The sequence below is a fragment of the Nonomuraea sp. CA-218870 genome (assembly GCF_050936535.1).
GTDB lineage: Bacteria > Actinomycetota > Actinomycetes > Streptosporangiales > Streptosporangiaceae > Nonomuraea > Nonomuraea corallina.
This window is the reverse complement of record NZ_JBNJMN010000001.1, coordinates 1,473,371-1,498,626: the sequence shown is the minus strand read 5'-3', so window position 1 is coordinate 1,498,626 and position 25,256 is coordinate 1,473,371. Positions and strand designations below refer to the sequence as shown.

At 72.2% G+C, this 25,256-nt stretch carries 27 protein-coding genes; 9 read left to right on the top strand and 18 right to left on the bottom strand.

Annotation, left to right across the window (positions count from 1 at the left end):
- Positions 1-132 precede the first annotated feature (132 nt).
- Complete coding sequence (locus tag ACQEUU_RS07680; RefSeq protein WP_433062150.1) at positions 133-903, top strand: alpha/beta fold hydrolase; 771 nt, start codon at positions 133-135, stop codon at positions 901-903.
- 19 nt (positions 904-922) lie between these two features.
- On the opposite strand, the gene ACQEUU_RS07675 is transcribed toward ACQEUU_RS07680, so the two are convergent.
- Both ACQEUU_RS07675 and guaB read right to left on the bottom strand, forming a co-directional pair.
- Entirely contained in the window at positions 923-2,041 is a 1,119-nt protein-coding gene (locus tag ACQEUU_RS07675) for a GuaB3 family IMP dehydrogenase-related protein (protein WP_433062147.1), read from the bottom strand.
- Positions 2,042-2,044: 3 nt separating this feature from the next.
- Positions 2,045-3,526 (bottom strand): IMP dehydrogenase, encoded by a 1,482-nt coding sequence (guaB, locus tag ACQEUU_RS07670; protein WP_433062144.1) that lies wholly within the window; start codon positions 3,524-3,526, stop codon positions 2,045-2,047.
- A 364-nt stretch (positions 3,527-3,890) separates the two neighbouring features.
- Here guaB and ACQEUU_RS07665 point away from each other — a divergent pair, with 364 nt between their 5' ends.
- Complete coding sequence (locus tag ACQEUU_RS07665) at positions 3,891-4,268, top strand: DUF5319 family protein (protein WP_270153272.1); 378 nt, start codon at positions 3,891-3,893, stop codon at positions 4,266-4,268.
- Here the strand turns inward: ACQEUU_RS07665 and ACQEUU_RS07660 are convergent.
- From ACQEUU_RS07660 to groES, 4 genes are all read right to left on the bottom strand, one after another.
- Positions 4,229-4,384 (bottom strand): hypothetical protein, encoded by a 156-nt coding sequence (locus ACQEUU_RS07660; RefSeq protein ID WP_270153271.1) that lies wholly within the window; start codon positions 4,382-4,384, stop codon positions 4,229-4,231. The genes ACQEUU_RS07665 and ACQEUU_RS07660 overlap by 40 nt on opposite strands.
- Positions 4,381-5,016, bottom strand: a complete 636-nt coding sequence (locus ACQEUU_RS07655) for a sigma-70 family RNA polymerase sigma factor (protein ID WP_270153320.1) — start codon at positions 5,014-5,016, stop codon at positions 4,381-4,383. Before ACQEUU_RS07655 ends, ACQEUU_RS07660 begins: the two co-directional genes overlap by 4 nt.
- 345 nt (positions 5,017-5,361) lie before the next feature.
- Positions 5,362-6,981, bottom strand: coding sequence for a chaperonin GroEL (groL, locus tag ACQEUU_RS07650; protein WP_433062140.1), 1,620 nt, complete (start codon positions 6,979-6,981; stop codon positions 5,362-5,364).
- Positions 6,982-7,054: 73 nt separating this feature from the next.
- Positions 7,055-7,366, bottom strand: a complete 312-nt coding sequence (gene groES / locus ACQEUU_RS07645; RefSeq protein ID WP_148036826.1) for a co-chaperone GroES — start codon at positions 7,364-7,366, stop codon at positions 7,055-7,057.
- 280 nt (positions 7,367-7,646) lie between these two features.
- Here groES and ACQEUU_RS07640 point away from each other — a divergent pair, with 280 nt between their 5' ends.
- Positions 7,647-8,819: a class I SAM-dependent methyltransferase gene (locus ACQEUU_RS07640; protein ID WP_433062137.1), complete on the top strand. Its 1,173-nt coding sequence runs from the start codon at positions 7,647-7,649 to the stop codon at positions 8,817-8,819.
- Positions 8,820-9,010: 191 nt separating this feature from the next.
- Positions 9,011-10,531 (top strand): hypothetical protein, encoded by a 1,521-nt coding sequence (locus ACQEUU_RS07635; protein WP_433062135.1) that lies wholly within the window; start codon positions 9,011-9,013, stop codon positions 10,529-10,531.
- A 41-nt stretch (positions 10,532-10,572) separates the two neighbouring features.
- Here the strand turns inward: ACQEUU_RS07635 and tsaD are convergent, their stop codons facing one another.
- From tsaD to ACQEUU_RS07575, 12 genes are all read right to left on the bottom strand, one after another.
- On the bottom strand, positions 10,573-11,604 hold the full coding sequence (gene tsaD / locus ACQEUU_RS07630; RefSeq protein ID WP_433062132.1) for a tRNA (adenosine(37)-N6)-threonylcarbamoyltransferase complex transferase subunit TsaD: 1,032 nt from the start codon (positions 11,602-11,604) through the stop codon (positions 10,573-10,575).
- Positions 11,597-12,028: a ribosomal protein S18-alanine N-acetyltransferase gene (rimI, locus tag ACQEUU_RS07625; protein ID WP_433071772.1), complete on the bottom strand. Its 432-nt coding sequence runs from the start codon at positions 12,026-12,028 to the stop codon at positions 11,597-11,599. Before rimI ends, tsaD begins: the two co-directional genes overlap by 8 nt.
- Positions 12,029-12,039: 11 nt before the next feature.
- Entirely contained in the window at positions 12,040-12,684 is a 645-nt protein-coding gene (gene tsaB, locus ACQEUU_RS07620) for a tRNA (adenosine(37)-N6)-threonylcarbamoyltransferase complex dimerization subunit type 1 TsaB (RefSeq protein ID WP_433062130.1), read from the bottom strand.
- Between the two features lie 128 nt (positions 12,685-12,812).
- Positions 12,813-12,938, bottom strand: a complete 126-nt coding sequence (locus tag ACQEUU_RS07615) for a hypothetical protein (RefSeq protein WP_433062127.1) — start codon at positions 12,936-12,938, stop codon at positions 12,813-12,815.
- Positions 12,939-12,970: 32 nt separating this feature from the next.
- On the bottom strand, positions 12,971-13,504 hold the full coding sequence (locus ACQEUU_RS07610) for a class F sortase (RefSeq protein ID WP_433062124.1): 534 nt from the start codon (positions 13,502-13,504) through the stop codon (positions 12,971-12,973).
- Positions 13,505-13,506: 2 nt separating this feature from the next.
- Positions 13,507-14,202 (bottom strand): hypothetical protein, encoded by a 696-nt coding sequence (locus ACQEUU_RS07605; protein ID WP_433062122.1) that lies wholly within the window; start codon positions 14,200-14,202, stop codon positions 13,507-13,509.
- Between the two features lie 164 nt (positions 14,203-14,366).
- The gene (tsaE, locus tag ACQEUU_RS07600; protein WP_433062120.1) at positions 14,367-14,825 is read right to left on the bottom strand and encodes a tRNA (adenosine(37)-N6)-threonylcarbamoyltransferase complex ATPase subunit type 1 TsaE; all 459 of its coding nucleotides are present in this window, start codon (positions 14,823-14,825) and stop codon (positions 14,367-14,369) included.
- Positions 14,822-15,892, bottom strand: coding sequence for an alpha/beta fold hydrolase (locus tag ACQEUU_RS07595; RefSeq protein ID WP_433062117.1), 1,071 nt, complete (start codon positions 15,890-15,892; stop codon positions 14,822-14,824). Before ACQEUU_RS07595 ends, tsaE begins: the two co-directional genes overlap by 4 nt.
- Positions 15,889-17,019 (bottom strand): alanine racemase, encoded by a 1,131-nt coding sequence (alr, locus tag ACQEUU_RS07590; RefSeq protein WP_433071770.1) that lies wholly within the window; start codon positions 17,017-17,019, stop codon positions 15,889-15,891. Before alr ends, ACQEUU_RS07595 begins: the two co-directional genes overlap by 4 nt.
- Before the next feature lie 103 nt (positions 17,020-17,122).
- The gene (locus ACQEUU_RS07585; protein WP_433062114.1) at positions 17,123-18,688 is read right to left on the bottom strand and encodes an NAD(P)H-hydrate dehydratase; all 1,566 of its coding nucleotides are present in this window, start codon (positions 18,686-18,688) and stop codon (positions 17,123-17,125) included.
- A gap of 10 nt (positions 18,689-18,698) precedes the next feature.
- Complete coding sequence (locus tag ACQEUU_RS07580; protein ID WP_433062111.1) at positions 18,699-19,049, bottom strand: holo-ACP synthase; 351 nt, start codon at positions 19,047-19,049, stop codon at positions 18,699-18,701.
- A 57-nt stretch (positions 19,050-19,106) separates the two neighbouring features.
- Entirely contained in the window at positions 19,107-20,528 is a 1,422-nt protein-coding gene (locus tag ACQEUU_RS07575; protein WP_433062109.1) for a PhoX family protein, read from the bottom strand.
- Positions 20,529-20,723: 195 nt separating this feature from the next.
- On the opposite strand from ACQEUU_RS07575, the gene coaA reads away from it, so the two are divergent.
- From coaA to ACQEUU_RS07550, 5 genes are all read left to right on the top strand, one after another.
- Positions 20,724-21,626: a type I pantothenate kinase gene (gene coaA, locus ACQEUU_RS07570; RefSeq protein ID WP_433071768.1), complete on the top strand. Its 903-nt coding sequence runs from the start codon at positions 20,724-20,726 to the stop codon at positions 21,624-21,626.
- 108 nt (positions 21,627-21,734) lie between these two features.
- A complete protein-coding gene (locus ACQEUU_RS07565; protein WP_433062106.1) occupies positions 21,735-22,643 on the top strand; it encodes an ABC transporter ATP-binding protein in 909 nt (302 codons plus the stop codon).
- Positions 22,636-23,493: an ABC transporter permease gene (locus ACQEUU_RS07560; RefSeq protein WP_433062104.1), complete on the top strand. Its 858-nt coding sequence runs from the start codon at positions 22,636-22,638 to the stop codon at positions 23,491-23,493. Before ACQEUU_RS07565 ends, ACQEUU_RS07560 begins: the two co-directional genes overlap by 8 nt.
- Positions 23,490-24,404 carry an ABC transporter ATP-binding protein gene (locus ACQEUU_RS07555; protein WP_433062101.1) on the top strand — a complete coding sequence of 305 codons (915 nt, stop codon included), beginning with the start codon at positions 23,490-23,492 and terminating at the stop codon, positions 24,402-24,404. Before ACQEUU_RS07560 ends, ACQEUU_RS07555 begins: the two co-directional genes overlap by 4 nt.
- 1 nt (position 24,405) lies before the next feature.
- Positions 24,406-25,122 carry an ABC transporter permease subunit gene (locus ACQEUU_RS07550; protein WP_433062099.1) on the top strand — a complete coding sequence of 239 codons (717 nt, stop codon included), beginning with the start codon at positions 24,406-24,408 and terminating at the stop codon, positions 25,120-25,122.
- The last annotated feature ends 134 nt before the right edge of the window (positions 25,123-25,256 follow it).

Below are 25,256 nucleotides of genomic sequence, written 5' to 3'. Positions count from 1 at the left end.
GTCTGGCGTCAGGACGGACCGGTGAGATGATCTACCGGTGCGTAACTCACCCGAGCCGCTGTTCCCCTGCATGACCGGAAGACGCCCGCCTTGCCGACCTCACCCCGGAAGCCCCCCCAAGGAGACGCGACCATGCCCGCAGTCACCTCACCCGACGGCACCCTGATCGGCTACGAGCGCTCCGGCAGCGGCCCCGCGCTCGTCCTCGTCGACGGCGCCATGTGCTACCGCGCGGCGGGCCCGATGCGCCCGCTCGCCGCCCTGCTCAGCTCGTCGTTCACCGTCTACGCCTACGACCGGCGCGGGCGCGGGGAGAGCGGCGACACCCCGCCGTACGCCCCCGACCGCGAGGTCGAGGACCTCCAGACAGTGATCGGCGAGGCGGGCGGCGAGGCGTACGTGTACGGCATCTCGTCCGGCGCCGCCCTCGCCATGAGGGCCGCGGCCACCGGCTCCGGCATCACCAGGCTCGCCCTGTACGAGCCGCCGTTCATCGAAGGCCCCGGCAACGCCGGCTACACGACCCGCCTGCGCGAGGCGCTCGCCGCCGGGCGCCGGGGCGACGCCGTGGCGCTGTTCATGGCCCATGTCGGCATGCCGCCCCAGGCCATCGACGGCATGCGCGGCCAGCCCATGTGGCCGGCGCTGGAGGCCATCGCGCCGACGCTCGCGTACGACGACGAACTGCTCTGCGGCGGCCGGGTGCCGCGCGACCTGGCGTCGGCGATCACGGTCCCGGTTCTGGTGCTCTCCGGCGCCGCCAGCTCCGACGGGCTCCAGCGGGCCGCCGAGGACACGGCCGACGCCATCCCCACGGCGGAGCACCGGTCGCTGGACGGGCAGACCCACGACGTCCAGGCCGACGCGCTCGCCCCGGCGCTGACCGCCTTCTTCACCGGCTGACGACGGGAGCGCGCGGCGGCTACCGGGTCGGCGCGACCACGACCTCCACCCGCTGGAACTCCTTGATGTCGGAGTAGCCCGTGGAGGCCATCGTCCGCTTGAGCGCCCCCATGAGGTTCATCGACCCGTCGGCCACGCTCGACGGGCCGTGCAGGATCTGCTCCAGCGTGCCGACCGAGCCGAACTCGACCCGCCGGCCTCGCGGCAGGTCGGGGTGGTGGGCCTCGGAGCCCCAGTGGAACCCGCGTCCCGGCGCCTCGACGGCCCTGGCCAGCGGCGAGCCGACCATGACCGCGTCGGCCCCGCAGGCGATGGCCTTGGCGATGTCGCCGGAGGTGCCCATGCCGCCGTCGGCGATGACGTGCACGTAGCGGCCGCCGGACTCGTCCATGTAGTCGCGGCGGGCCGCCGCCACGTCGGAGATCGCGGTCGCCATCGGCACCGCGACGCCCAGCACGTTGCGGGTGGTGTGGGAGGCGCCGCCGCCGAAGCCGACCAGCACGCCCGCGGCGCCGGTGCGCATCAGGTGGAGTGCGGCGGTGTGGGTGGCGCAGCCGCCGACGATGACCGGCACGTCGAGCTCGTAGATGAACTGCTTGAGGTTCAGCGGCTCGGCGCGGCCGGAGACGTGCTCGGCGGAGACCGTGGTGCCGCGGATGACGAAGATGTCGACGCCGGCGTCGATGACCGTCTTGTGGTACTGGACGGTCCGCTGCGGCGACAGCCGGACGGCGGCGGTCACACCCGCTTCCCTGATCTCCTCGATGCGCCGCCCGATCAGCTCCTCCTTGATCGGGGCCGCGTAGATCTCCTGGAGCCGCCGGGTGGCCGCCTCCGCGCTGAGGGAGGCGCACTCCTCCAGCAGCGAGGTCGGGTCCTCGTAGCGGGTCCAGAGACCTTCGAGGTCGAGCGGGGCGAGACCGCCGAGCCGGCCGATCGCGATCGCGGTGGCGGGCGAGACGACACTGTCCATCGGGGCGACGACGACGGGCAGCTCGAACCGGTACGCGTCGATCTGCCAGGCGATCGAGACCTCTTCCGGATCGCGGGTGCGCCGCGAGGGCACGAGGCCGATCTCGTCGAGCGAGTACGCCCGGCGGCCCGACTTGCCCCGGCCGATCTCCACCTGCTGAGTCATTGATTACCTTCTGTGATAGTTAGGAGCTTCCACGGTCATCTGGATGTCGTGGGGATGGCTCTCCTTGAGACCGGCCGCGGTGATCGGCATCAGCTCGCAGCGGGTGTGCATCTGCTCGATGGTGCGGCAGCCCGCGTACCACATGCCCTGGCGCAGCCCGCCGACGAGCTGGTGGGCGACGGCGGCGACCGGCCCGCGGTAGGGCACCTGACCCTCGATGCCCTCGGGGATGTACTTGTCCTCCCCGCCGACCTCGGCCTGCGCGTAGCGGTCCTTGCTGAACGAGGTGCCGCCGCGCTCGCGGTTGCGCACCGCGCCCAGCGAGCCCATGCCGCGGTAGGACTTGAACTGCTTGCCGTTGATGAAGATCAGCTCGCCGGGCGACTCCTCGCAGCCGGCCAGCAGCGAGCCGAGCATGACCGAGTCGGCGCCGGCGGCGATGGCCTTGGCGATGTCGCCGGAGTATTGCAGCCCGCCGTCGCCGATGACCGGCACGCCCGCCGGGGCGCAGGCGAGCGACGCCTGGTGGATGGCGGTGATCTGGGGCGCGCCCACGCCGGCGACCACGCGGGTGGTGCAGATGGAGCCGGGGCCCACGCCCACTTTGACCGCGTCGGCGCCCGCGTCGACCAGCATCTGGGCGCCGGCCCTGGTCGCGATGTTGCCGCCGATCACGTCGACCTTGGCGTTGGCCTTGATCATGCCGATCATGTCGGCCAGGCCCTTGGAGTGACCGTGGGCCACGTCCACCACGACGACGTCGACCCCGGCCTCGATCAGCGCCCTGGCGCGGCTCTCGGCGTCGCCGCCGACGCCCACGGCGGCCCCGACGACCAGCCGTCCGTCGGCGTCCTTGGTGGCCAGGGGGTACTGCTCGCTCTTGGTGAAGTCCTTGACCGTGATGAGGCCGCGCAGCCTGCCGCCGGAGTCGACGAGGGGCAGCTTCTCGATCTTGTTACGCCGCAGCAGGGAGAACGCGTCGTCACGCGACACCCCGACCGGGGCGGTGACCAGCGGCATCTTCGTCATGACCTCGCGTACGAGACGCGTGTGGTCGGTCTCGAAGCGCATGTCGCGGTTGGTCACGATGCCGACGAGGATGCCCGACGCGTCGGTGACCGGCACGCCGGAGATGCGGTAGGTCGCGCACAACCGCTCGACGTCGGCCAGCGTGTCGTCCGGGCTGCACGTCACCGGGTTGGTGACCATGCCGGCCTCGGACCGTTTGACCAGGTCGGCCTGCTGGGCCTGCTCCTCGATCGACAGGTTGCGGTGCAGGATGCCGATCCCGCCCTGGCGCGCCATGGCCACCGCCATGCGGGCCTCGGTCACGGTGTCCATGGCGGCGGAGACCAGCGGGATGTTGAGCGTGATGCGGCGCGACAGGCGGGTCCTGGTCTCGGCCTCGCCCGGCTGGAGGTCCGAATATGCCGGCACCAGCAGCACGTCGTCGAATGTCAGACCCGTCTCCGTGAACTTGGACATGCCGCGGCCCCTCCCCTGCCTCGTCTGATGACGTCAAGTCTAGAGGGTGAACCCAAAACACATGGATGCCGGGAGGACGACGACCCCCACGGGTTCATCGTGGTCCCGGCATCGCAGAAGTGCCTGGAGGGCGGATCGGCGGATGCCTCCGCCCACCCTCCGGGCCACCGGCACTCCGGCCGGGGAGCGCCGCGCCACCGAACCCCCCTCCGCGTCCTGCTGGCCGGCGCCGCCCCGGCCTCGCGTGGAGTGCCGACGCTCCGTCAAGAACGACGGCGCGCTCGGCTCCATCCGGACGCCCGCCCGGCGCGGATGGCTCGGTCAATGACCACCGAAGCCGCCGCCTCGGTCATATGGTGGGAAGGTGCCGGAAGACGTCCCCCGCGACCCGTTCGCGGATGACCCCGACGACCCGTCCTCCGCGATGGGCCGGCTCGACGACGCCGAGCCGCTGACCGCTGCCGAACGCGACGAGGCGATCACCGACCTGGCCGACGTGGAGGTCTTCCGCTCCCTGCTGGAGCCGCAGGGGGTGCTGGGGCTCGTGCTCGACTGCCCGGAGTGCGGCGAGCAGCACTTCTTCGACTGGGACCTGTTGCGCGGCAACCTGCGCCAGATGATCGAGCAGGGCCGGCCGCAGGTGCACGAGCCCGCGTTCCATCCGGACCCGGCCGACTACGTCACCTGGGAGTACGCCAGAGGCTACGTCGACGGTGTCATCGACACCGAGGAGCGCCGCTGATCGAGGACCTCACCGACCAGGACGGCGAGCACCCGGGCGGCCGGGTCGGCGCTGTCGGGCAGCTCTCCGGCGGCGAGCGCGTCAAGCAGCGCGTCGCTCTCTTCCTCTGGCGTCAAGCGGACTCCAGCTCGGCCATCTGCCTCAGCCTGGCGAGCGCCCGGTGCTGGGCGACGCGTACGGCGCCTGGTGACATGCCGAGTACATTACCCGTCTCCTCGGCCGACAGCCCCGACACCACCCGCAACAGCAGCAGCTCACGCTGGTTGCGCGGCAGCCGCGCGAGCAGGCGGCGGGCGTGCTCCACCTCGATGTAGCGGACGACGGTCTCCTCCGGCCCCGGCCCGTCGTCGGGCCCGTCGGGCAGGTCCTGCGTCGGCACGGCCGAGCGCACGGAGCTGCGCAGCGCGTCGGCCACCTTGTGCGAGGCGATCCCGAACACGAACGAGGCGAACGGCCGTCCCATGTCGCGGTACCGCGGCAGCGCGGACAGGACCGCGATGCACACTTCCTGAGCCACGTCGTCGGCGATGTGATATTGCCCTGACACCCTGCCCAGCCTGGCGCGGCAATAGCGCACCACCATCGGACGCAACTCGCCGAGCAAGGATTCGATCGCGGTGCGATCGCCTTGCACGGCGAGGCTCGTCAGTTCTCTTAGGTCGGAGTCATCCGTCCGTGCCGGAAGTCTCGACGCGAGCCTTACCCCAATTTTGGCGTCGGCGACGCTTCCCTCGCTCACGATAGGCATGATGCCCGCGTTGATCCGGCCTGTCGTCATGACGAGAGGCTACGGATTGGTCACATTGACGCGACGATAACTTCGCGTAATCGACCGGCTACAGTAGGGCTGTGATGACGGCAGGATATTTCAGCAAATGACCCGGTACGCACGACATTTGTCAGAGCGAGACGCTTAGCTCCCGCCCATGGTTTACCAATTAGTCCGACATTCTCCCTCAAGATTCGCCGCCCGCTACATGACATAGCACTAACCCGTTCGAAAGAATATACGAGGAGAAAGCGCCGGAGCCGGGGTCCGAAAACGGCGACGGCCCGCACCGGAGCCGGTGCGGGCCGTGAGGAGCCGAAGGGGTCAGTGGCCGTGGCCGTGACCGTGGCCCTGGCCGGCGGCCGGAGCCTCCTCCTCGGGCTTGTCGACGACCAGCGCCTCGGTCGTCAGCAGCATGCCCGCGATCGAGGCGGCGTTCTGCACCGCCGAACGGGTCACCTTGACCGGGTCGATGACGCCCTGGCCGATCAGGTCACCGTACTCGCCGGTGGCGGCGTTGAGGCCGTGACCGGCGGACAGCTCCGTCACCTTGTGCGTGACGACGTAGCCCTCCAGGCCGGCGTTCTCGGCGATCCAGCGGGTCGGCTCGACGAGGGCGCGGCGCACGATGTTCACGCCGGTCGCCTCGTCGCCCGACAGACCGAGGTCGTCGAGCTCCTTGGAGACGTGGATCAGCGCCGAGCCGCCGCCGGAGACGATGCCCTCCTCGATGGCGGCGCGGGTCGCGGAGATCGCGTCCTCCAGGCGGTGCTTCTTCTCCTTGAGCTCCACCTCGGTGGCGGCGCCGACGCGCAGCACGCACACACCGCCGGCCAGCTTGGCCAGGCGCTCCTGGAGCTTCTCGCGGTCCCAGTCGGAGTCGGACTGCTCGATGGCGAGCTTGATCTCCTTGACGCGGTCCTCGATGGCGGCGGGGTCGCCGGCGCCGTCGACGATCGTGGTGTTGTCCTTGTCGATCACCACGCGACGGGCGGTGCCGAGCACCTCCAGGCCGACGTTCTCCAGCTTGAGGCCGATCTCCTCGCTGACGACCTGGCCGCCGGTGAGGATGGCCATGTCCTGCAGCATCGCCTTGCGGCGGTCGCCGAAGCCCGGAGCCTTGACGGCGACGGAGGTGAAGGTGCCGCGGATCTTGTTGGTGACCAGGACGGCCAGGGCCTCGCCCTCGACGTCCTCGGCGACCACGAGCAGCGGCTTCTTGGTCTGGGCGATCTGCTCCAGCAGCGGCAGGAAGTCCGCGATGGAGGAGATCTTGCCCTGGGTGAGCAGGATGTAGGCGTCCTCCAGGACGGCCTCCATGCGCTCGGTGTCGGTGACCATGTAGGCCGACAGGTAGCCCTTGTCGAACTGGAGACCCTCGGTGAACTCCAGGTCCATGCCCATGGCGTTGGACTCTTCGACGGTCAGCACGCCGTCCTTGCCGACCTTGTCGAACGCCTCGGCGATCAGCTCGCCGATCTTGGCGTCCTGGGCGGAGATCGTCGCGACGTTGGCGATCTCCTTCTTGTCCTCGACCTGCCGGGCCGAGGCGAGCAGCTTGTCGCTGACCTCCTTGGCGGCCCGGTCGATGCCGCGCTTGAGCGACAGCGGCGAGGCGCCGGCCGCGACGTTGCGCAGGCCCTCGCGGACCATGGCCTGGGCCAGGACCGTCGCGGTGGTGGTGCCGTCACCCGCGATGTCGTTGGTCTTGGTGGCCACTTCCTTGGCGAGCTGGGCGCCGAGGTTCTCGTAGCGCTCCTCCAGCTCGATCTCCCGAGCGATGGTCACGCCGTCGTTGGTGATCGTCGGTGCACCGAACTTCTTGTCGATGACGACGTTGCGGCCACGGGGGCCGAGCGTTACCTTCACGGCGTCCGCGAGGGCGTTGACGCCGCGCTCGAGCGCGCGACGGGCAGCCTCGTCGAATTCCAGGATCTTCGCCATTTTGCTGAAAGTCCTCTCCTGGCGTCGAAGGCCCCGGGTGCCTCAAGAGCGCCCGGGGCCCGACACATCCGGCTTACTTCTCGATGATCGCGAGAACGTCGCGGGCGGAGAGCACGAGGTACTCCTCGCCGCCGTACTTGACCTCGGTGCCGCCGTACTTGCTGTAGAGGACGATGTCGCCCTCGCTCACGTCGAGCGGAATCCGCTTCTCGCCGTCCTCGTCCCAGTTGCCCGGGCCCACCGCGAGGACCTTGCCCTCCTGCGGCTTCTCCTTGGCGGTGTCGGGAATGACCAGGCCGGAAGCGGTCGTCTGCTCTGCCTCAAGCGGCTGCACCACGATGCGGTCGCCGAGCGGCTTAACGGGAACCTTGGTGGCGGTCGTCACGATCGGACCTCCCCTTCAGATGTGACTGATTAGAAGAGGCGACCAGCGGGGCCTGCCGTCGCGGGTGCCAGACCTGCCTCGTCGCACGTTGGCACTCTCAAGGGGAGAGTGCCAACAGGAAACATATGCAAGAGGGGCTTGACAGTCAACACGAACGCGTCTGCTGAGAGCGATCGCGGTCAGACCTTTGACGTGGGACGCCCGAGATCCGGGACGGCCGGAGTCCCAGCCTACGGCCGCGCGGCCCCCGGCGGGCCGGCGGGCGATACGGTCGTGTGCCGTGGATCTCGACGCCTTCACCGCCCTGCTCACCCCGCGTGGCCGCGCGGCGCTCGCCGAGGCGGAGGAGCTGTCCGGCGCCGACCCCGTCGCCGCCGCCACGCGGCTGCGCAGGAGCCACGACGCCGCGCTCACCTCGGCCGCGCTCACCCAGGCCCGGCTGCGCGAGCGGGCCGTGGCCAAGTTCGGCACCGACGCCGCGCGGATGTTCTTCACCCCTCACGGCCTGGAGCAGGCCACCAGGGCCGAGGTCGCCGCCCACCGGGCGCGCCGGCTGGGCGCGGCCCCGGGGCTGCGCGTGGCCGACGCCTGCTGCGGCGTCGGAGGCGACCTGCTCGCCCTGGCCGGAGCCGGGTGCGTGGTGGACGCGGTGGACACCGACCCGCTGTCCGTCGCCGTGGCCAGGGCCAACGCCGAGGCTCTCGGGGTGTCCGACCGGGTGACCGTACGGGTGGGCGACGCGGCAGAGGTGCGGCCGGAGGCGTACGACGTGCTGTTCGCCGACCCCGCGCGGCGCACCTCCCGGGGCCGCACGTTCGACCCGATGGCCTACTCGCCGCCCTGGCCGGTGGTGCTCGACCTGCTGGGCCGGGCGCCGGTGGGCTGCGTGAAGGTCGCGCCGGGCATCCCGTACGAGTTCATCCCCGAAGGCGCGGAGGCCGAGTGGGTCTCGTACAAGGGCGAGGTGAAGGAGGCGACGCTGTGGACCGGCCGCGCGCCGGAGGCGGCGCGGCGCGCCACGCTGCTGCCGGGAGGGCACACGCTCACCGCCACCGGCGTGCGGGCCGCCACCGGGCCGGTCGGGCGGTACGTCTACGAGCCGGACGGCGCGGCCGTCAGGGCGCACCTGGTCGGCGAGGTGGCCGAACTGGTGGGCGGGTGGCTGCCCGACCCGATGATCGCCTACATCTCGGGCGACGAGCCGGTCGACACCCCGTGGGCAGCCCGTTACGAGGTGCGGCAGGTGATGCCGTTCTCACTGAAAAGGCTCAGGGCCGCGCTGAGGGAACGCGGCGTGGGCAACGCCGTCATCAAGAAACGCGGCTCCGCGGTGGATATAGAACGCCTGCGGGGAGACCTGAGATTGTCCGGCGACAGAACCGCCGTGGTCATTCTGACGCGCGTGTCCGATAAGCCCACTGTCCTGATCTGCGACCCCTGCCCACCTGCGTGAATGACAAATCAGGGCGATTCACCGGCAAGCGCGATGTTTTTCTTCGCCCCTGACGGACCTTGATCAAGCGGCTAAGGTGAGCTGACGGGAGTTCTCCCCCCTATTGCGGTGAGCCGCGTTCTCCTTCTTATCTGCACATCGGACCATCACACCGCTACGCGGCAGACCGTCGACAGCGAAGGAGCCTTTCGGTGGACCATTCCAACCACACCACCCTGCTGCAGCCGGGTGGCCAGACGGCCATCTCGGAGCGGATGCGGGAGCTGCTGGCGCGGGCCGCGCAGGATCACGTCTACGAGCAGCGCACGCAGGGTGCCGTGCTCGACGAGATCCGTCAGCGGCTGGAGGGCATGGAGTGGCTCCTGCGCGAGGTGCGCGAACGCGAGCTGGGCGGCCTGAGCGGCACCCTGGCGACCGTCAGCGGCCGCCTGGACGACATCGCCGCCAAGCCGCCCATGTGGGCCGAGGGGCTGGCTCAGCACGTCGAGGCGGTGCGCGACCACGTCGACGCGGTGGGCGAGCAGGTCGGCGAGGTCGACTCCGCGGTGGAGTCGGTCGGCAAGCGCGTCCACCCGGTGATGGAGCTGCCGAAGCTGCGCGCCGACGTGACCGCCGTGTGCGAGGGGATGGAGGAGACGCTGGGCCGGCTGCAGACGGTCCTCGACTTCACCGGCGACCTGGCCGAGCGGATGGGCGACGTCACGGCCAAGCTGGCGCAGATGAGCACGAGCATGGAGGCGGCGGCCACCCGGTTCACCCGGCTCGACAAGTCGCTGGCCGAGCTCAACGCGCGCACCGACCGCGTCGAGGGCGTGGTGGTCGACCTGTCCGCCACCTTCGACGAGCGGGTCGCGAACGTCACCCAGGAGGTGGGAGCCCGGGTCGAGGAGCTCGGCCACAGCCTGTCCGGGCGCTTCGACGGCGTCGACGGCCGGGTGGACCGGGTGGAGAGCCTGCTCATGGCCCTCGACGCCCGGTTCGAGACGGCCGAGGAGAGCCTGGCCGACGTCGACGCCCGCCTGCGCGGCATGGACGGCCGGGTGACCACCCACACCAACCGCCTCGACGCGCTCCACAAGCACCTGACCGCCCAGACCGGCCGGTTCGACACCATCGACGCCCGCATGGCCTCCCACGCGGGCCGCTTCGACGTGCTGGACGAAGAGCTGACCGCCCACACGGGCCGGTTCGACGCGATCGACACGCACCTCGCCGCCCACACGGGCCGGTTCGACGCCGTCGAGGACCGGCTGACCGCGCAGGACCAGCGGCTGGAGTCCGTCGACGGCCGCCATGAGGAGCGCTTCACCGGCATCGACGGCCGGCTGGCCTCGCTCGACGGGCGACTGGGCGAGGCCGAGGAGCGCCTGACCCACCGGGTCGACGGGCTCGACGCCCACCTGACCGGCCTCAACACCCGCGCCGAGCAGGCCGGCGAGACCCTGGAGGCGGTCGGCCGGCGCATCGACGGCCTGCCCGCGGCCCTGGGCATCGGCAAGCTGCTCGACACCCACGGCGAACGGCTGACCGAGGCGGCGGCCTCGCTCGCCGAGACCGTCCGCTCCCGCCCCGACCGCGACACGCTCGCCGAGACCGTCTCCGACATCGTCGAGCCCGCCACCAGCGACCTCAACAAGCGCCTCGGCTCCCTGGAAGAGACCATGCTGGCGCTGGCCGAGGCGTTGCTGCGGCCCAGCCGGAGCAAGGACTGACGCCGGCTCCCGCCTTACCCAGGCGCACCGGGCCGGCGCCGTCAGACGTGCACGGTCGTGATGGGCAGCGACGAGTCGGCCGGGATGTCCAGCGCCGAGGGCGCGACCCCGGCCGCCACCAGGTCGGAGCCCAGCGCCGCCACCATCGCGCCGTTGTCGGTGCACAGCCCGGGCCGGGGCACCCGCAGCCGCACGCCGGCCGCCTCACACCGCTCCTGCGCCAGCGCGCGCAGCCGCGAGTTGGCCGCCACCCCGCCGCCGATGAGCAGGTCGTGCACGTCGTACTGGCGGCACGCCTGCAGCGCCTTGCGGGTCAGCACGTCGACCACCGCCTCCTGGAACGAGGCCGCCACGTCGGGCACGTGGACGCGCTCACCCCCGGCCTCCCGCGCCTCCACCCACCGGGCCACGGCGGTCTTGAGTCCGGAGAAGGAGAAGTCGAGAGTGCCGTCGTCGATCTTGCCGCGCGGGAAGGCGACTGCCGTGCCGGAGCCGTCGCGGGCCGCCTTGTCGATGTACGGGCCGCCCGGGAACGGCAGCCCGAGCACCCGCGCCACCTTGTCGAACGCCTCCCCCGCCGCGTCGTCGACGGTCGACCCGAGCGAGATCACGTCGTCGGCCACGTCGGGCACCAGCAGCAGCGAGGAGTGACCGCCGGACACCAGCAGGGCGATGCAGGGCTTGGGCAGCGGCCCGTGTTCGAGCTGGTCGACGGCGACGTGCGCGGCCAGGTGGTTGACGCCGTAGAGAGGCACGCCCAGGCCGAGCGCGTAGGACTTGGCGGCGGCCACGCCGACCAGCAGCGCCCCGGCCAGCCCGGGACCGGCGGTGACGGCCACCGCGTCGACGTCGGACAGCCTCACCCCTGCGGCGGCCAGCGCCGCGTCCACCGTGGGCGTCATGGCCTCCAGATGGGCGCGGGAGGCGACCTCCGGCACCACCCCGCCGAAGCGGGCGTGCTCGTCCATGCTGGAGGCGATGGTGTTGGCCAGCAGCGTGTGGCCCCTGACCAGGCCGATGCCGGTCTCGTCACAGGACGTCTCGATGCCCAGGACCAGCGGTGCGTCAGCCATCCAGCTTCCTCCTCATCGTGATCGCGTCGGTGCCGTCGTCGTAGTAGCGGCGGCGGACGCCGAGGCGCTCGAACCCGAAGCGCTCGTACAGGCGGCGCGCCACCGGGTTGTCCTCCCGCACCTCCAGGAAGATCTCCCGGGCTCCGCGCCGGCGCGCCTCGGCCAGCAGTTCGGTGAGCATCGCGGCGCCGACGCCCGCGGCGCGGTGGGCCTCCAGCACCGCGATCGTCTGCACGTCGGCCTGGTCGGAGGCGACCGCGACCCCGGCGTAGCCGGCGATCACGTCGTCGGCCACGGCCACCACGTAGTGCCGGGTGCGCGGCTGGTCGGCCAGCTCGCCGCGCATCATGCCCTCGCTCCACGCGTCGAGCGGGAACGTGGCCCGCTCGATCGCCATGACCTCCGGCAGGTCGCCCTCGGTCATCTGGCGCAGTCTCACGCCGTCACCTTCTTGGGCGCGCCCGGCACGACCGCGTCGGGGCGGCGCAGGTAGATCGGGCGGGCCTCGTCGAGCGGCGCCCCCGCCGCGATGCGCTCGGCCGCCAGGGCGGCCAGGAACCCGGCGTACGGGTAGGCCGGATCGGCGGCGGCGCCCAGGGCCTCGGGGTAGAGGCCGGCCCCTGCGCCGACCACCGGCAGGCCCTCGACGGGCAAGTCGGCGGGCTTGTCGACGGACGGGCCGTCGAGGCGGGTGCGCCGATCGGCGTAGCGGGCCCAGAACACCTCCTTGCGCCGCGCGTCGGTCGCCACCAGGAACGGTTCGTCGAGGCCGCTGCCGTACGCGAGGACGTCGAGCGTGCAGATGCCGTGGGCGGGCACGTCCAGCGTGGCCGCCAGCGCCTGCGCGGTCATCAGGCCGACGCGCAGGCCCGTGTAGGGGCCGGGGCCGCGGCCGGCCACGACCGCGGTCACGTCGCGCAGCCGCACGCCGGCCTCGGACAGGACGCGCTCGACGGCCGGCGCGAGCAGCTCGCCGTGACGGCGGGCGTCGATCGTCGTGGATTCGGCGAGCACCCGTTCGCCGTCGTGGAGAGCGGCGGTGACGGCGGGCGTCGCGGTGTCAAAGGCCAGGACCAGCACGACTGTTTAGCCTACCCGCGGCCCGCCCCCGGCCGCGCCCGGACTGACGGGCCTCGTCGCCTGCGACCCCCGGCCCGCCTCCGTCCGACGCCCACAGGTCACGGTCGCGGGCCCGGTCGCGGGGCTGGTCAGGCCCAGCCGGTGCGGTGGCGGAGCCACTTCAGGGCCATGACGCCCTGCGCGTGCTGGAACCCGCGCACGGTCGGCCAGGGCGTGCGGGTCCCGGTCGCGGGCGGGTTCTCCGGTACGCTCATGCTTCCATGATCGCCTGACGGGCAACCGGTTGTCAGGCGGGCGAGGCGTACACGATGACGTTGTCGAGATACTCGCCCTTGGCCCGGTCGAACCTGCCGCCGCAGGTCACGAGCTTGAGCCCGTCCTCGACGTACACCTTGCGGAACGGGAACCTGTCCTTGTGCACCTGCTCGACGCCGTCGACCTTGTACGTGACGACCTTGCCGTCGCTCCGCTCCACCCGCACCGTCGAGCCCTTGCGCACGTGGCGGAGCTTGTAGAACACGGCGGGCTCGGTCTTGGTGTCGACGTGGCCGATGATCACCGAGGCGCCCTTCTCGCCCGGCACCACGCTGCCGGTGTACCAGCCCGCCATCCCGGGCTTCTCGTAAGGCGGCAGCTCGACCTCGCCGTCCTTGACCCCGAGTTCCATCAGCGGCGCCTCGACGTCGATCGACGGGATGCCGATCTTCTCGGGGACCACGGCGGCCGCCGCCTGCTCGGGCTGCCCCAGCCCCTGACCGAAGGCGACCAGCACCAGGCCCGTCACGGCGCCCGCGACCACCACCCGTCCCGAACCCGCCATGGTTAGGACCGGCGGCGCTTGACCGCCACGCCGACGCCGACGGCCAGCGCGAGCCCGAGGGCCGCGCCGACGCCGCCCAGCGGGATCGACGTGCCCTCGTCGGCCTCCTGGCCGAACGTGCCGCCGCCGCCCGCCCTGGGCGCCCTGGTGGGCACGTCGCTGGGCAGCGGTTCGGGCCGCGCCACGCGCAGGGTCGCGCGGCCGGCGTGGTTGGTGCCGTCGCACTTGACGTCCACGCGGTACGAGCCGCGCCGGACGGTCCCGGAGACCTGGGCCTGGCCGCGCACCCAGTCGCCCCCGGCGCTGCCGGTCGGGCTCGGCGTGCCGCCCGCCGGGGCCGGGTTGAGCGTGACGCCGCTGACGAACGCCCGGGAGGTGGCGGTGCCGGTGTGGGCGGGCCCGCCCTGCGGCGCCGGGCAGTTGGCCAGGATCCACACGGTGGAGCTCTCGCCCGCGGTGACGCGGTCGGGGTTGAGCTGGACCGAGATGGAGGAGACCGTCGGCGTGGTCGTCGCCGTGGCCGTCGCGGTCGTGGTGGCGGTGGTCGTCGCGGTCGCGGTGGGCGCGACCGAACCCGCCGGACTGCCGGTGTCGGCGGGTGTCGGACTGCCGGTGGGCGTCTGCGCCTCGGCGGCGCAGCCCATGACACCGATCATGAGGATGGCCCCCGCGTACGCGACTCGCTTGACCCTGAGCACCGCCGCACCCCACTCCGCCGCTCTTGACGAGTATCCACCGGTTTCGTGGACACCGCATTCCTGAATACCCAGATTTTCCGGACCAACCCTTACCAATGATCATGTTTTCCGTCATGGCGAAGGTACGTCAAGGGTGACAGGATGACCGGCCGCCGGAGCGCGCTTTACTCTCCTGCGGCGTCAGCCGGCGTGTCGGCCCAGCGCGGGCCCACGCCGCGCAGGGTCACGACGCGGGCGTCGTCGCCCGACTCGCGGTCGATGTGGATCTCCAGGCGGTCGTCCGACAGCCCCTCGACCAGGCCCTCGCCCCACTCGACGACGGTCACCGACTCCTCCAGCGAGGCGTCGAGGTCGAGGTCGTCGACCTCCAGGTCACCGCCGAGGCGGTAGGCGTCGACGTGGACCAGCGCCGGGCCGCCGCACAGCGACGGGTGCACGCGGGCGATGACGAACGTGGGCGAGGTGATCGGCCCCCGCACCTTGAGCCCTTCGGCGACGCCCTGTACGAGCGTGGTCTTGCCGGCGCCGAGCGGGCCCGACAGGACCAGCAGGTCGCCGGGCCGCAGCAGGGAGGCCAGGCGCGAGCCGTACGCCCGGGTCTCTTCAGCGGTGCTCAGCCTCACGGGACCACCCTCTTGATCAGGTCGCGCAGCGCGTCGGTGACCGCGCCGGGGCGTTCGAGCTGGATCAGGTGAGAGGTGTCGGGCACCTCGGTCAACTGGGCCTTGGGCAGGGCCTCGGCCATGGCGCGGCTGTGGTCGGGCGGCGTCAGCCAGTCCTTGTCGCCGACCAGGATGGCGGTGGGCACCGGGTCGAGGACGTGCAGCGCGGACAGCTTGTCGTGGCCCATCAGCGCGGGATAGAAGTCGGCGACCACCTCGGTCGGGGTCGCCCTGATCATGGACTCGGCGAAGTCGACGAGGGTGGGGCTGATGTTCCTGGAGTCGCCGAAGGCCATGTAGCGGGTCAGCAGGAAGGCGATGTCGCTGCCCGCGTGGCGGGTGCGGTCGACGAGCGAGCCCCTGCGGCCGAGCATCGACACCGTGCCCGGGGCGACCTTGTGCACGGCCTTGGACACCAGGGCGGGCAACCCCAGCGTGACCTCGGCCAGCTTGCCCGCCGAGGTGGCGATGAGGGCCACGCCGCGTACCTTGTCGCCGAACAGCTCGGGGTGGCGGTCGGCGAGCGCCATGATCGTCATACCGCCCATGGAGTGGCCGACGAGGACGCACGGCCCCGGCACGAACGTCGCCAGCAGCTCGGCCAGGTCGTCGCCGAGCCGGTCGATCGAGGTGTCGCCGGAGACTGCGCGCTGGGAGCGGCCGTGGGAGCGCTGGTCCCACAGCACGATGCGGTGGTTCTCGCGCAGGTCCCTGCGCTGGTAGTGCCACGATTCGAGGCTGAGGCAGTAGCCGTGGCACAGCACGACGGTGAGCGGCTCGCCGTCGCCGGCCGCGTGGCGCTCCTGGGGCTCGTCGACCTCGACGTGCAGCGCCACGCCGTCGGAGGTGATGAGGGTGTGGTCGGTGCCGCGCAGCTCGCCGAAGGGCTCCCCGGCCTCCAGGTCGGGGCGCAGACGGATGCGCCCGACCGCGTAGCGCTTGGCCATCGCGGCCGCCGCGATGCCCGCCGACGCGGCGCCGACGAGCGCGCCCGCGACCCCGACCCTGCGGCGTGTGGTCGTCGTCATGTCACCTGTCCTTCGTACACTCTCGGTACGCGTGACCCGATCCTCGTCACGATCTCATGCGTGATCGTGCCGAGCGTATCCGCCCATTCCTGAGCGGTCGGCTCCCCCTGTCCGCCCGGCCCGAACAGGATCACCTCGTCACCTGCCCGCAAAGGGTCATCACCCACGTCGATCATGAACTGATCCATGCAGACGCGACCGGTCACCCGGCGGCGCCGGCCGCCGGCCAGCACCTCGGCGCGGTCGGTCGCGTGACGCAGGACGCCGTCGGCGTAGCCGAGCGGGACCAGCGCGAGCGTGGTCTCCCGGCCGGTCACGTAGAGGTGACCGTAGGACACCCCCGACCCTTCCGGCACCCGCTTGACCATGGCGACGCGGGCCGCGAGCGTCATGGCCGGGCGCAGGCCGAAGTCGCCCAGCTCGGGGACGGGGCTCAGCCCGTAGACGGCGATGCCGGCACGCACCATGTCGAAGTGGGCCCTGGGCAGCGTCATCACGGCGGCCGAGTTGGCCAGGTGCCTGATCACCTGGGAGCCGGCCACCCCGGCCTGCTCGGCCACCTTGAGCGCGGCCTCGAAGGCGTCGAGCTGGGACTCCACGGACGGATGGCCGGGGATGTCGGAGCAGGCGAAGTGCGACCACAGGCCGACGACCTCGACGGAGCCCTCCGCGCGCAGCTCCAGCGCCTTGCGCAGCAGGCCGGGCCAGGCGGCGGGCGGGGAGCCGCCCCTGCTCATGCCGGTGTCGGCCTCCAGATGGACGCGGGCGGTGACCCCGGTGGCCCTGGCGGCCTCGGCGATCTCGCCGAGCAGCCGCTCGTCGGACGCCGACACCTCGACGCCGGCCCGCAGCGCCTCGCCGACGGGCTCGCCGGGCGTGATGAGCCAGGCCAGGATCGGCGCGGTGACGCCGGCGGCCCGCAGGTCGAGCGCCTCCTGGATGAACGCGGTGCCGAGCCGGCCGGCGCCCGCCTCCAGCATGGCCAGGGACGCGGGCACCAGGCCGTGCCCGTAGGCGTCGGCCTTGACGGCGGTCATCAGCTCGGCGCCGCCGGCGCGTTCGCGCAGCAGCGCCACGTTGTGCCTGATCGCGGCCAGGTCGACCCGCGCCTCGGCGGGCGTCGCCATCGGGGAGCTCATTCTTCTAGTTTGGCAGCTCCCGGGCGTGGTCGAGCGCGGATTTCCGCCGCTCAGAACCCCTGACGACGCCCCGCCCGCCCTTTCCCCGGCGTCAGCCCCGGGGAGCGGCCGGGTCCTCGTTCAGCGCCCTGATGGCGGCGGGGAGCGCCTCGGCCACGCCCGCGGCCGTGAGCGGCGCCCCGGCGGCGGCGATCCGTCCGGCGAGCCCGTGCAGGTACGCGCCGCACGCGCCGGCCTCGCGCGCGCCGAGCCCCTGGGCGAGCAGCGATCCGGCCACGCCGGACAGGACGTCGCCGGTGCCGCCGGTGGCCAGCCACGGGGTTCCCGTGCCGTTCACCCACGTCGGCGCCCCCTCCTCCGCGACGACCGTGGTGGACCCCTTGAGCAGCACGGTCACGCCCAGCTCGGCCGCCGCCGCGCGCGCGTGCGCGAGCGGCGCGGCCTCGATGGCCCCGCGCGCGGTCCCCGTCAGCCGCGCCAGCTCCCCCGCGTGCGGGGTGATCAGCACGGGCGCGGTACGGCGCAGCAGCGAGACGTCCCGGGCCACGAGATTCAGCCCGTCGGCGTCGACCAGCACCGGCACGTCGGTGGCGAGCACCCGGGCGAGCAGCTCGCGGGCCCACTCCCCGGTGCCGAGTCCGGGGCCGACGACCCAGGCCTGCACCCGGCCGACGGCGTCCACGTCCGGCGCGTCCAGCTCGGTGACGACGGCCTCGGGCCAGCGGGCCCGCACCTGTCCGGCGGGCCCGGCGGGACCGGCGTAGCGGACCATGCCCGCGCCCGCGTTGAGCGCGCCGCCGACGGCGAGCACGGCGGCGCCGGTGTAGTGGTCGCTGCCGGCGGCGACGCCGACCACGCCCCTGCGGTACTTGTCGGACTCGGCGGCCGGGCGGGGCAGCAGGCCGCGCGCCGACGCGCGGGTGAGCGCCGTGACGTCCGGGTCCGGCAGGTACGGGCCGAGCCCGATGTCGACCAGCTCGATCCGGCCCGCGAGCGTGGCCCCGGGGTCGACGAGCAGGCCGGTCTTGCGCGCCCCCATCGTCACGGTCACCGCGGCCCGGATCGCGGCCCCCTCGACCCGGCCGGTGGAGGAGTCGACCCCGCTGGGCACGTCCACGGCGACGACCGGGGCGGCGGCGCGGCCGGCGGCCTCGGCCAGTCCGGCGTACGGCTCGCGGAGCGCCCCCGACGCGCCGATCCCGACCAGGCCGTCCAGGATCAGGTCGGCGCGCTCGACGGCCCGGCGCGCCTGGTCCGCGACCCCGGACACCCGCGTCTCGTGCGGGACGAACACGTCCCCGCCCTGTCCGGACGCGGTCCCGCCCGGGCTGAAAGCGCTCGCGGAATGGCCGGTCGCGCGGCCGCCGGCGGCCAGCAGGGCCGCCAGCCCCGCCTCGTGGGCGCGGGAACCGGCCAGCACGGCCGTCACCGAGGCGCCGCGCCCGGCGAGCGCGGCGCCGGCGTAGAGGGCGTCGCCGCCGTTGTCGCCGCTGCCCACCAGCAGCACGACGCGGCTCCCGTACACCCGGGGCAGCAGGGCGGCGCAGACGGCGGCCAGCCCGGTCGCGGCGCGGCGCATGAGCGTGCCCTCCGGCAACGTGGCCATCAGCGCGCGCTCGGCGGTCCTGATCTGGTCGGCGGTGTAGGCGGTGAACACCCTGACCAACCTAGCCTTCGGCGATCACGTAGGCCATCGCGACGCCCCCGTCGTGGCTCAGCGAGACGTGCCAGCGTTTGACCCCCATCTCGCGGGCGACCTCGGCGGCCTCGCCGGTGACGCGCAGCTCGGGCCTGCCGTTCGTGTCGCGGCGCACCTCCGCCTCCAGGTGGCTCAGGCCGCGCGGCGCGCCGAGGGCCTTGGCCACGGCCTCCTTGGCGGCGAACCTGCCGGCCAGCGACTGGATCGCGAGCCCGCGCTCGGCCGCGGTGAACAGCCTCTCGCGCAGCGCGGGGGTGCGTTCGAGAGCGTCGCGGAAGCGTGCGATGTCGACCACGTCGACCCCGATGCCGAGGATCATCGTCCCAGGCTACTCGCGGCCGATCCGCTCCCCCGACCGTCGGCGCGCGGCACGCGGTCAGAAGGCGCCGCGCTGCCAGGGCCCCCAGATGGCGATGGAGCGCCCCCGCACGGTCTGCACGTTCACGTAGAGAGTCCGGCCGCCGGGTCCGAACGTCGAGCCGGCGAACTCGGCGCCGGAGTCACCGGTGACCGGCGCCAGGCGGCAGAAGTCGAAGATCTCCCCGTCGCGGGTCAGCCCGCGCAGGTAGTTGTCGCCCCCGCCGTCCTCGCAGAGCACGAGCGTGCCGCGGTTGCTGACCGTCACGTTGTCCGGCAGGTCGAGCGCGGCGGCGCGGGGCGACTGGTAGACGAGCCTGAGCGTGCCGCTCCACGTCTCGTACGCCCAGACCTGGCCGCGCCCGTCGCCGAAGCCGTCCGGCGGGTCGTCACCGGGGTCCGGGTCGCCGCCCTGGGTGGAGACGAAGTAGACGGTGCCCTGGTGGTGTACGGCGCCTTCGAGGCGGGCGAAGACGGCGGCGCCGGCCTTCCTGCCCTGGTCGCCGACGGCCCGCTCGGCGGCGGCCCGGGACGTGCCGCGGGGCAGGGAGGGGTCGGGGTCGTCGACGTCCACCCAGGTGGCGGCGAACGTCGTGCCGGCGCGGTGCCCTCGGGCCAGATCGGCGCCGGGCTCGCCCTCGACCGCGAGCATCTGGAGCTTGCCGCCGTCGAGCAGCCGCCCGGCCCGCGTGGGGTCCTGTGGCGGGACGTACCGGTAGAAACCGGAGGGGGCGTGGACGTTGTCCTCGGTGAGGTACAGCGTGCCGGTGGCGGGGTCCAAGGCGGCCGCCTCGTGCGCGAAGCGCCCCGCCGCCCTGATCGGCCGGGCGTCGGCGGCGCCCCGCAGCGGGACCTCGAAGACGTAGCCGTGCTTCTCGGCCAGGCGGGCGTTGCCGGGGGCGGCCACGTCGGGGCCGTCGACGGTCTCCTCGCAGCTGATCCAGGCGCCCCACGGCATGGGGCCGCCGGAGCAGTTCCGCATCGTGCCGGTGAGCGACGGGAAGCTCTTGAGCACCTCGCCGTGGCGGGTCACGTGCAGGGTGACGGTGCCGCCGCCGGCCATCCCGTCGTAGGCGCGCTCCGGGTCGCCGAACGCGCCGACCGGGCCGTCGACCTCGTGGTTGCGGATCAGGATCGCGGTGTCGCGCGGGCCGCGGAAGGCGGCCATGCCGTCGTGCCTGCCCGGCACGGTGAAGCCGCCGGGCAGGCGCTCACCGGCCGCGCCGAACGAGCGGTAGCGGAAGCCCTCGGGCAGGTGCAGCCGGACCTCGCCGTCGGCCAGGTCGCGCACCGGTCTCAGCCGCCCGTAGCCCCCGCGCGGCCCCTGGCTCCCGATCGGACGGGCTCCGCCGCGCTGTCCGGCGCACGCCACTCCGGCGAACGGCCCAGCCGCCAGGACGGCCGCCCCGGCGAGGAAGCTGCGACGATCCAGACGATCCACAGGACCTCCAGACGGCCTCTCCAGCGGGGGACACCCGAACAGTAGACCGGGATATCCCCGTCATTCCGGCGAATTCGCCATACTTCCCCGAACTGGTTATCGGTAATCCCCCGATTTCATCCACAGGCTGTGGATACCCCGGCCGAGGGGCGATCCGGACCGCGTCGTTACGCTGCCAGAGTGAACAACGGCTACGTGGAACTGAGCAGGGAGCAGTGGAGCGATCTTCGCAAGAACACGCCCTTGACTCTCACCGCGGACGAGCTCGAAGAGCTGCGCGGCGTCGACGACCCCATCGACCTCACCGAAGTCACCGACATCTATCTCCCGCTGACCCGGCTGCTCAACCTGCACTTCACCGGGTCGAAACAGCGCAGCAGCGTGCTGAGCGCCTTTCTCGGGCATCCCGAGCGGCGCGTGCCGTACATCCTGGGCATCGCCGGCAGCGTCGCGGTCGGCAAGTCGACGACCGCGCGGCTGCTCCACACGCTGCTGGCCAGGTGGCCCGAGCACCCGCACGTCGAGCTGGTCACGACTGACAGCTTCCTCTATCCCAACGCGGTGCTCGAATCCAAGGGCATCATGCACCGCAAGGGCTTCCCGGAGAGCTACGACCGCAGGGCGCTGGTGCGGTTCGTGGCGGAGGTGAAGGCGGGGGCGGCCGAGGTGCGGGCGCCGGTCTACAGCCATCTGGAGTACGACATCGTCCCGGACACCTACCAGGTCGTGAAAAATCCAGACATCCTCATCATGGAAGGGCTCAACGTCCTCCAGCCCGCCCCGCCCACCTCCCTCGCCGTCAACGACTACTTCGACTTCTCCATCTACGTCGACGCCAAGGTCGAGAACGTCCGCACGTGGTACGTGGACCGCTTCCACAAACTCCGCCGCACCGCCTTCGAAGACCCCAAGTCGTACTTCAAGTTCATCGCCGACATGCCGTACGACAAGGCGACGGACTTCGCCGTCAACGTCTGGCGCGACATCAACGAGCGCAACCTGCTGGAGAACATCGCCCCCACCCGCGGCCGCGCCGACCTGGTCATGCACAAGGGCCGCGACCACTCCGTCCGCAGGGTGGTCCTGCGCCGGACGTGAGCCCCTGGGACGACCCCGGCCGGGACCCGGATGCCGGACTCAGGGATGACACCCATTCATCCCTTGGGACGACGATTCCGAACGACCCCGGCCGGTAGGGTCCGGGGCATGCACATCCTCGCCATCGAGGGGCTGACCAAACGCTTCCCCACCGTCACGGCGCTCGACCGGCTCACGGTCACCGCCGGTCCCGGCGTCACCGGCCTCGTCGGGGCGAACGGCGCGGGCAAGTCGACGCTCATCAAGATCCTGCTCGGCCTGCTGCCCGTCTCCGAGGGCCGCGCCACCGTGCTCGGCCTCGACGCGTTCACCCAGGGCGCCGAGATCCGCAGGCTCGTCGGCTACATGCCGGAGCACGAATGCCTGCCGCCCGACGTGTCCGCCACCGAGCTGGTCGTCCACCTGGCGCGGATGTCCGGGCTGCCGCGCACCGCCGCCCGCGAGCGCGCCGCCGACGTGCTGCGCCACGTCGGCCTCGCCGAGGAGCGCTACCGCCCGATCGGCGGCTACTCCACCGGCATGAAGCAGCGGGTCAAGCTGGCCCAGGCGCTCGTCCACGACCCCAAGCTCATCTTCCTCGACGAGCCGACCAACGGGCTCGACCCGCGTGGCCGCGACGAGATGCTGACCCTGATCAGGCGCATCGGCACCGAGTTCGGCATCAGCGTGCTCGTCACCTCCCACCTGCTCGGCGAGCTGGAGCGGGTCTGCGACCACGTCATCGTCATCGACGCCGGCCGCCTGCTGCGCTCGTCCGCGCTCACCGAGTTCACCCAGGCGACCGAGTCCATCACGGTCGAGGTCGAGGAGGGCGCCGACGCGCTGGCCGGGCGGCTGACCGAGCTCGGCCAGACCGTCAGCCCGCTCGGCCGCATGCTCCTGGTCGAGGTGCTCGGGCCCGAGACCTACGACGCCGTCCGCGACGCCGCCGCCGACCTCGACCTGTGCCTGATCCGCCTGGAGCAGGGCCGCCGGCGCATCGAGGACGTCTTCAGGGAGGAGGCCGCCCGTGTCTGAGATCTACGACATCGGCTACCGCCACTACGACGGACCCCGCCTCGGCCGCTCCCACACCGCGCTCGCGCTGGGCGTCCACAGCCTGCGCGGCGTCTTCGGGCTGGGCAGGCCCGCCCGATCCAAGATCATGCCGTTCTCGCTGGCGGCCGTCATGATGCTCCCCGTCGTGGTGTCCATCGCCATGATGGCCCTGGCCCAGCAGCGGCTCGGCGACTACAGCGGCTACGCCGTCGTCATGCAGGCCGTGATCGCCATCTTCCTGGCCTCCCAGTCACCCACCGTGGTCGCCCCCGACCTGCGCCACCGCGTGCTCCCGCTCTACCTCTCCCGCCCGGTCACGATCGCCGAGTACGTCGGAGCCAAGGTCGCGGCCATGACCGTGGCGATGTTCCTGCTGGTGGCGGTGCCGCTGACGGTGATGTTCGTCGGCGACCTGCTCGTCGACATGCCCGGCTCGCCGCCCACCGGCCAGTATCTCGGCGCCGTGGCCATGGCCGCGGTGCTGTCCGTCCTGCTGTCCACCGTCGGGCTGGCCCTGGCCGCGCTGACGCCCCGGCGCGGGCTCGGCGTCGCCTCAGTGATCACCGTCTACCTGCTGTCCACCGGCGCCGCACCGATGATCTTCGCTGCCCTCTACTCCACCGGCCACGACGCGGCCGCCGCCTGGGCCTGGCTGATCAACCCGTTCTGGCTGGTGGACGCCGTGCAGGCAGGGTTGTTCGGCACCACCGAGCACATCCCGGAAGGCTCCTACCCCGGCGGCCCGGTGCCCGCCCTCATCGTGCTGGCGCTCATCGCCGCCGCGGTGGCGGTCCTGTCCGCGCGCTACCGGAAGGCGGCCTCACAGTGAAGATCGAACTCTCCCAGGTCTCCCGCTGGTACGGCAACGTCGTCGCGGTCAACGACGTCACCATGACGATCGGGCCCGGCGTCACCGGCCTGCTCGGCCCCAACGGCGCCGGCAAGTCGACGCTCCTCCACCTGATGGCCGGGTTCCTCGCCCCCTCCGGCGGCACCGTCACCCTCGACGGCACCCAGGTGTGGAAGAACCACCGGATCTACCGCGACATCGGCCTGGTGCCCGAGCGCGAGGGCGTCTACGGATTCCTGACCGGCTGGCAGTTCGTGCTGTCGGCGGCCAAGCTCCACAGCCTGCCCGACCCCGAGGAGGCCGCCCGCAAGGCCCTGGCCACGGTCGAGATGGAGGAGCCGAAGGACCGCCGGGTCGAGACCTACTCCAAGGGCATGCGCCAGCGGGTCAAGGTCGCCGCCGCGCTCGTCCACGACCCCGGCGTGCTCCTGCTCGACGAGCCCTTCAACGGCATGGACCCGCGCCAGCGGCTCCACCTGATGGACCTCATCCGGGCGATGGGCACCTCGGGCAAGACGATCCTGTTCAGCTCCCACATCCTGGAGGAGGTCGAGCGGGTCGCCCAGCACATCGAGGTGCTGGTGGCGGGCCGCCACGCCGCCTCGGGCAACTTCCGCGACATCCGCCGGCTCATGACCGACCGGCCCCACCTGTTCCGGATCCGCTCCAGCGACGACCGCAAGCTCGCCGCCGCCCTCATCCGCGACGACTCCGCCGGCGGCGTCACCCTCGGCCGTGACGGCCTGGAGGTGCGGGCCACCGAGCTCCGCAGGTTCGCCCGGCTGCTCCCCCGCGTGGCCCGCGCCGAGGGCGTGCGCCTGCACGAGGTGTCGCCCGCCGACGAGGACCTGGAGAGCGTCTTTTCCTACCTGATCAACAGGAGCAGCTGACGTGAACACCGTCGTGGCAGGCATCACCTACCGGGCGCTGCTGGGCCGGCGCAGGGTCGTCCTATTGCTCCTGCTTCCCCTCGCGCTGATCGCCCTGGCCCTGATGTTCAGCTTCTTCGGCGGCGACGACCAGCGCACGACCGTGGAGCTGATGCGGGGCTTCGCCCTCAGCACCCTCCTGCCGCTGCTCGGCCTCATCGCCGGCACCGGCGTGATCGCGCCCGAGATCGACGACGGCACCATCATCCACCTGATGTCCAAGCCGATCTCCCGGCCGGTCATCGCGCGGACGAAGTTCGTGGTGGCCGCCTCGCTGGTGGCGGTCTTCGCGGCCGTGCCGACCTACCTGGCCGCCTGGATCCTCGTCGGCTCCGAAGACGGCATCGCCTCCGGCTTCGCCGTCGGCACCCTCGTCGCGGGCATCGCCTACGCGGCCGTCTTCCTGCTGCTGGGCGTCGTCACCCGCCACGCCGTCACGATCGGCATCATCTACGCCCTCGTCTGGGAGGCACTGGTCGGCAGCCTGGTGCCGGGGGCGAGGCGCTTCTCCATCCAGCAGTGGGGCCAGACGGTCGCCGACCAGATCACCGCCTCCCCGTTCTTCGAGGCGGAGGTCAGCCTGGGCTTCGCCGTCCCGGCCCTGATCATCGTCACCGTCGCCGCCGTCTTCCTCGCCGGCCGGCGCCTGCGCGCCTACTCCCTGACGGGCGACGAGTAACGACCGAGCGCGTGATCCACCCGCGTGTAACGTTGGGCCATGCGCGCGCCTGACCGAGCTGTGCCTGACGAGCTTCAAGACCTTTCGTGACGCTCGCCTGCCGCTGGGTGACATGACCCTGCTCATCGGCCGCA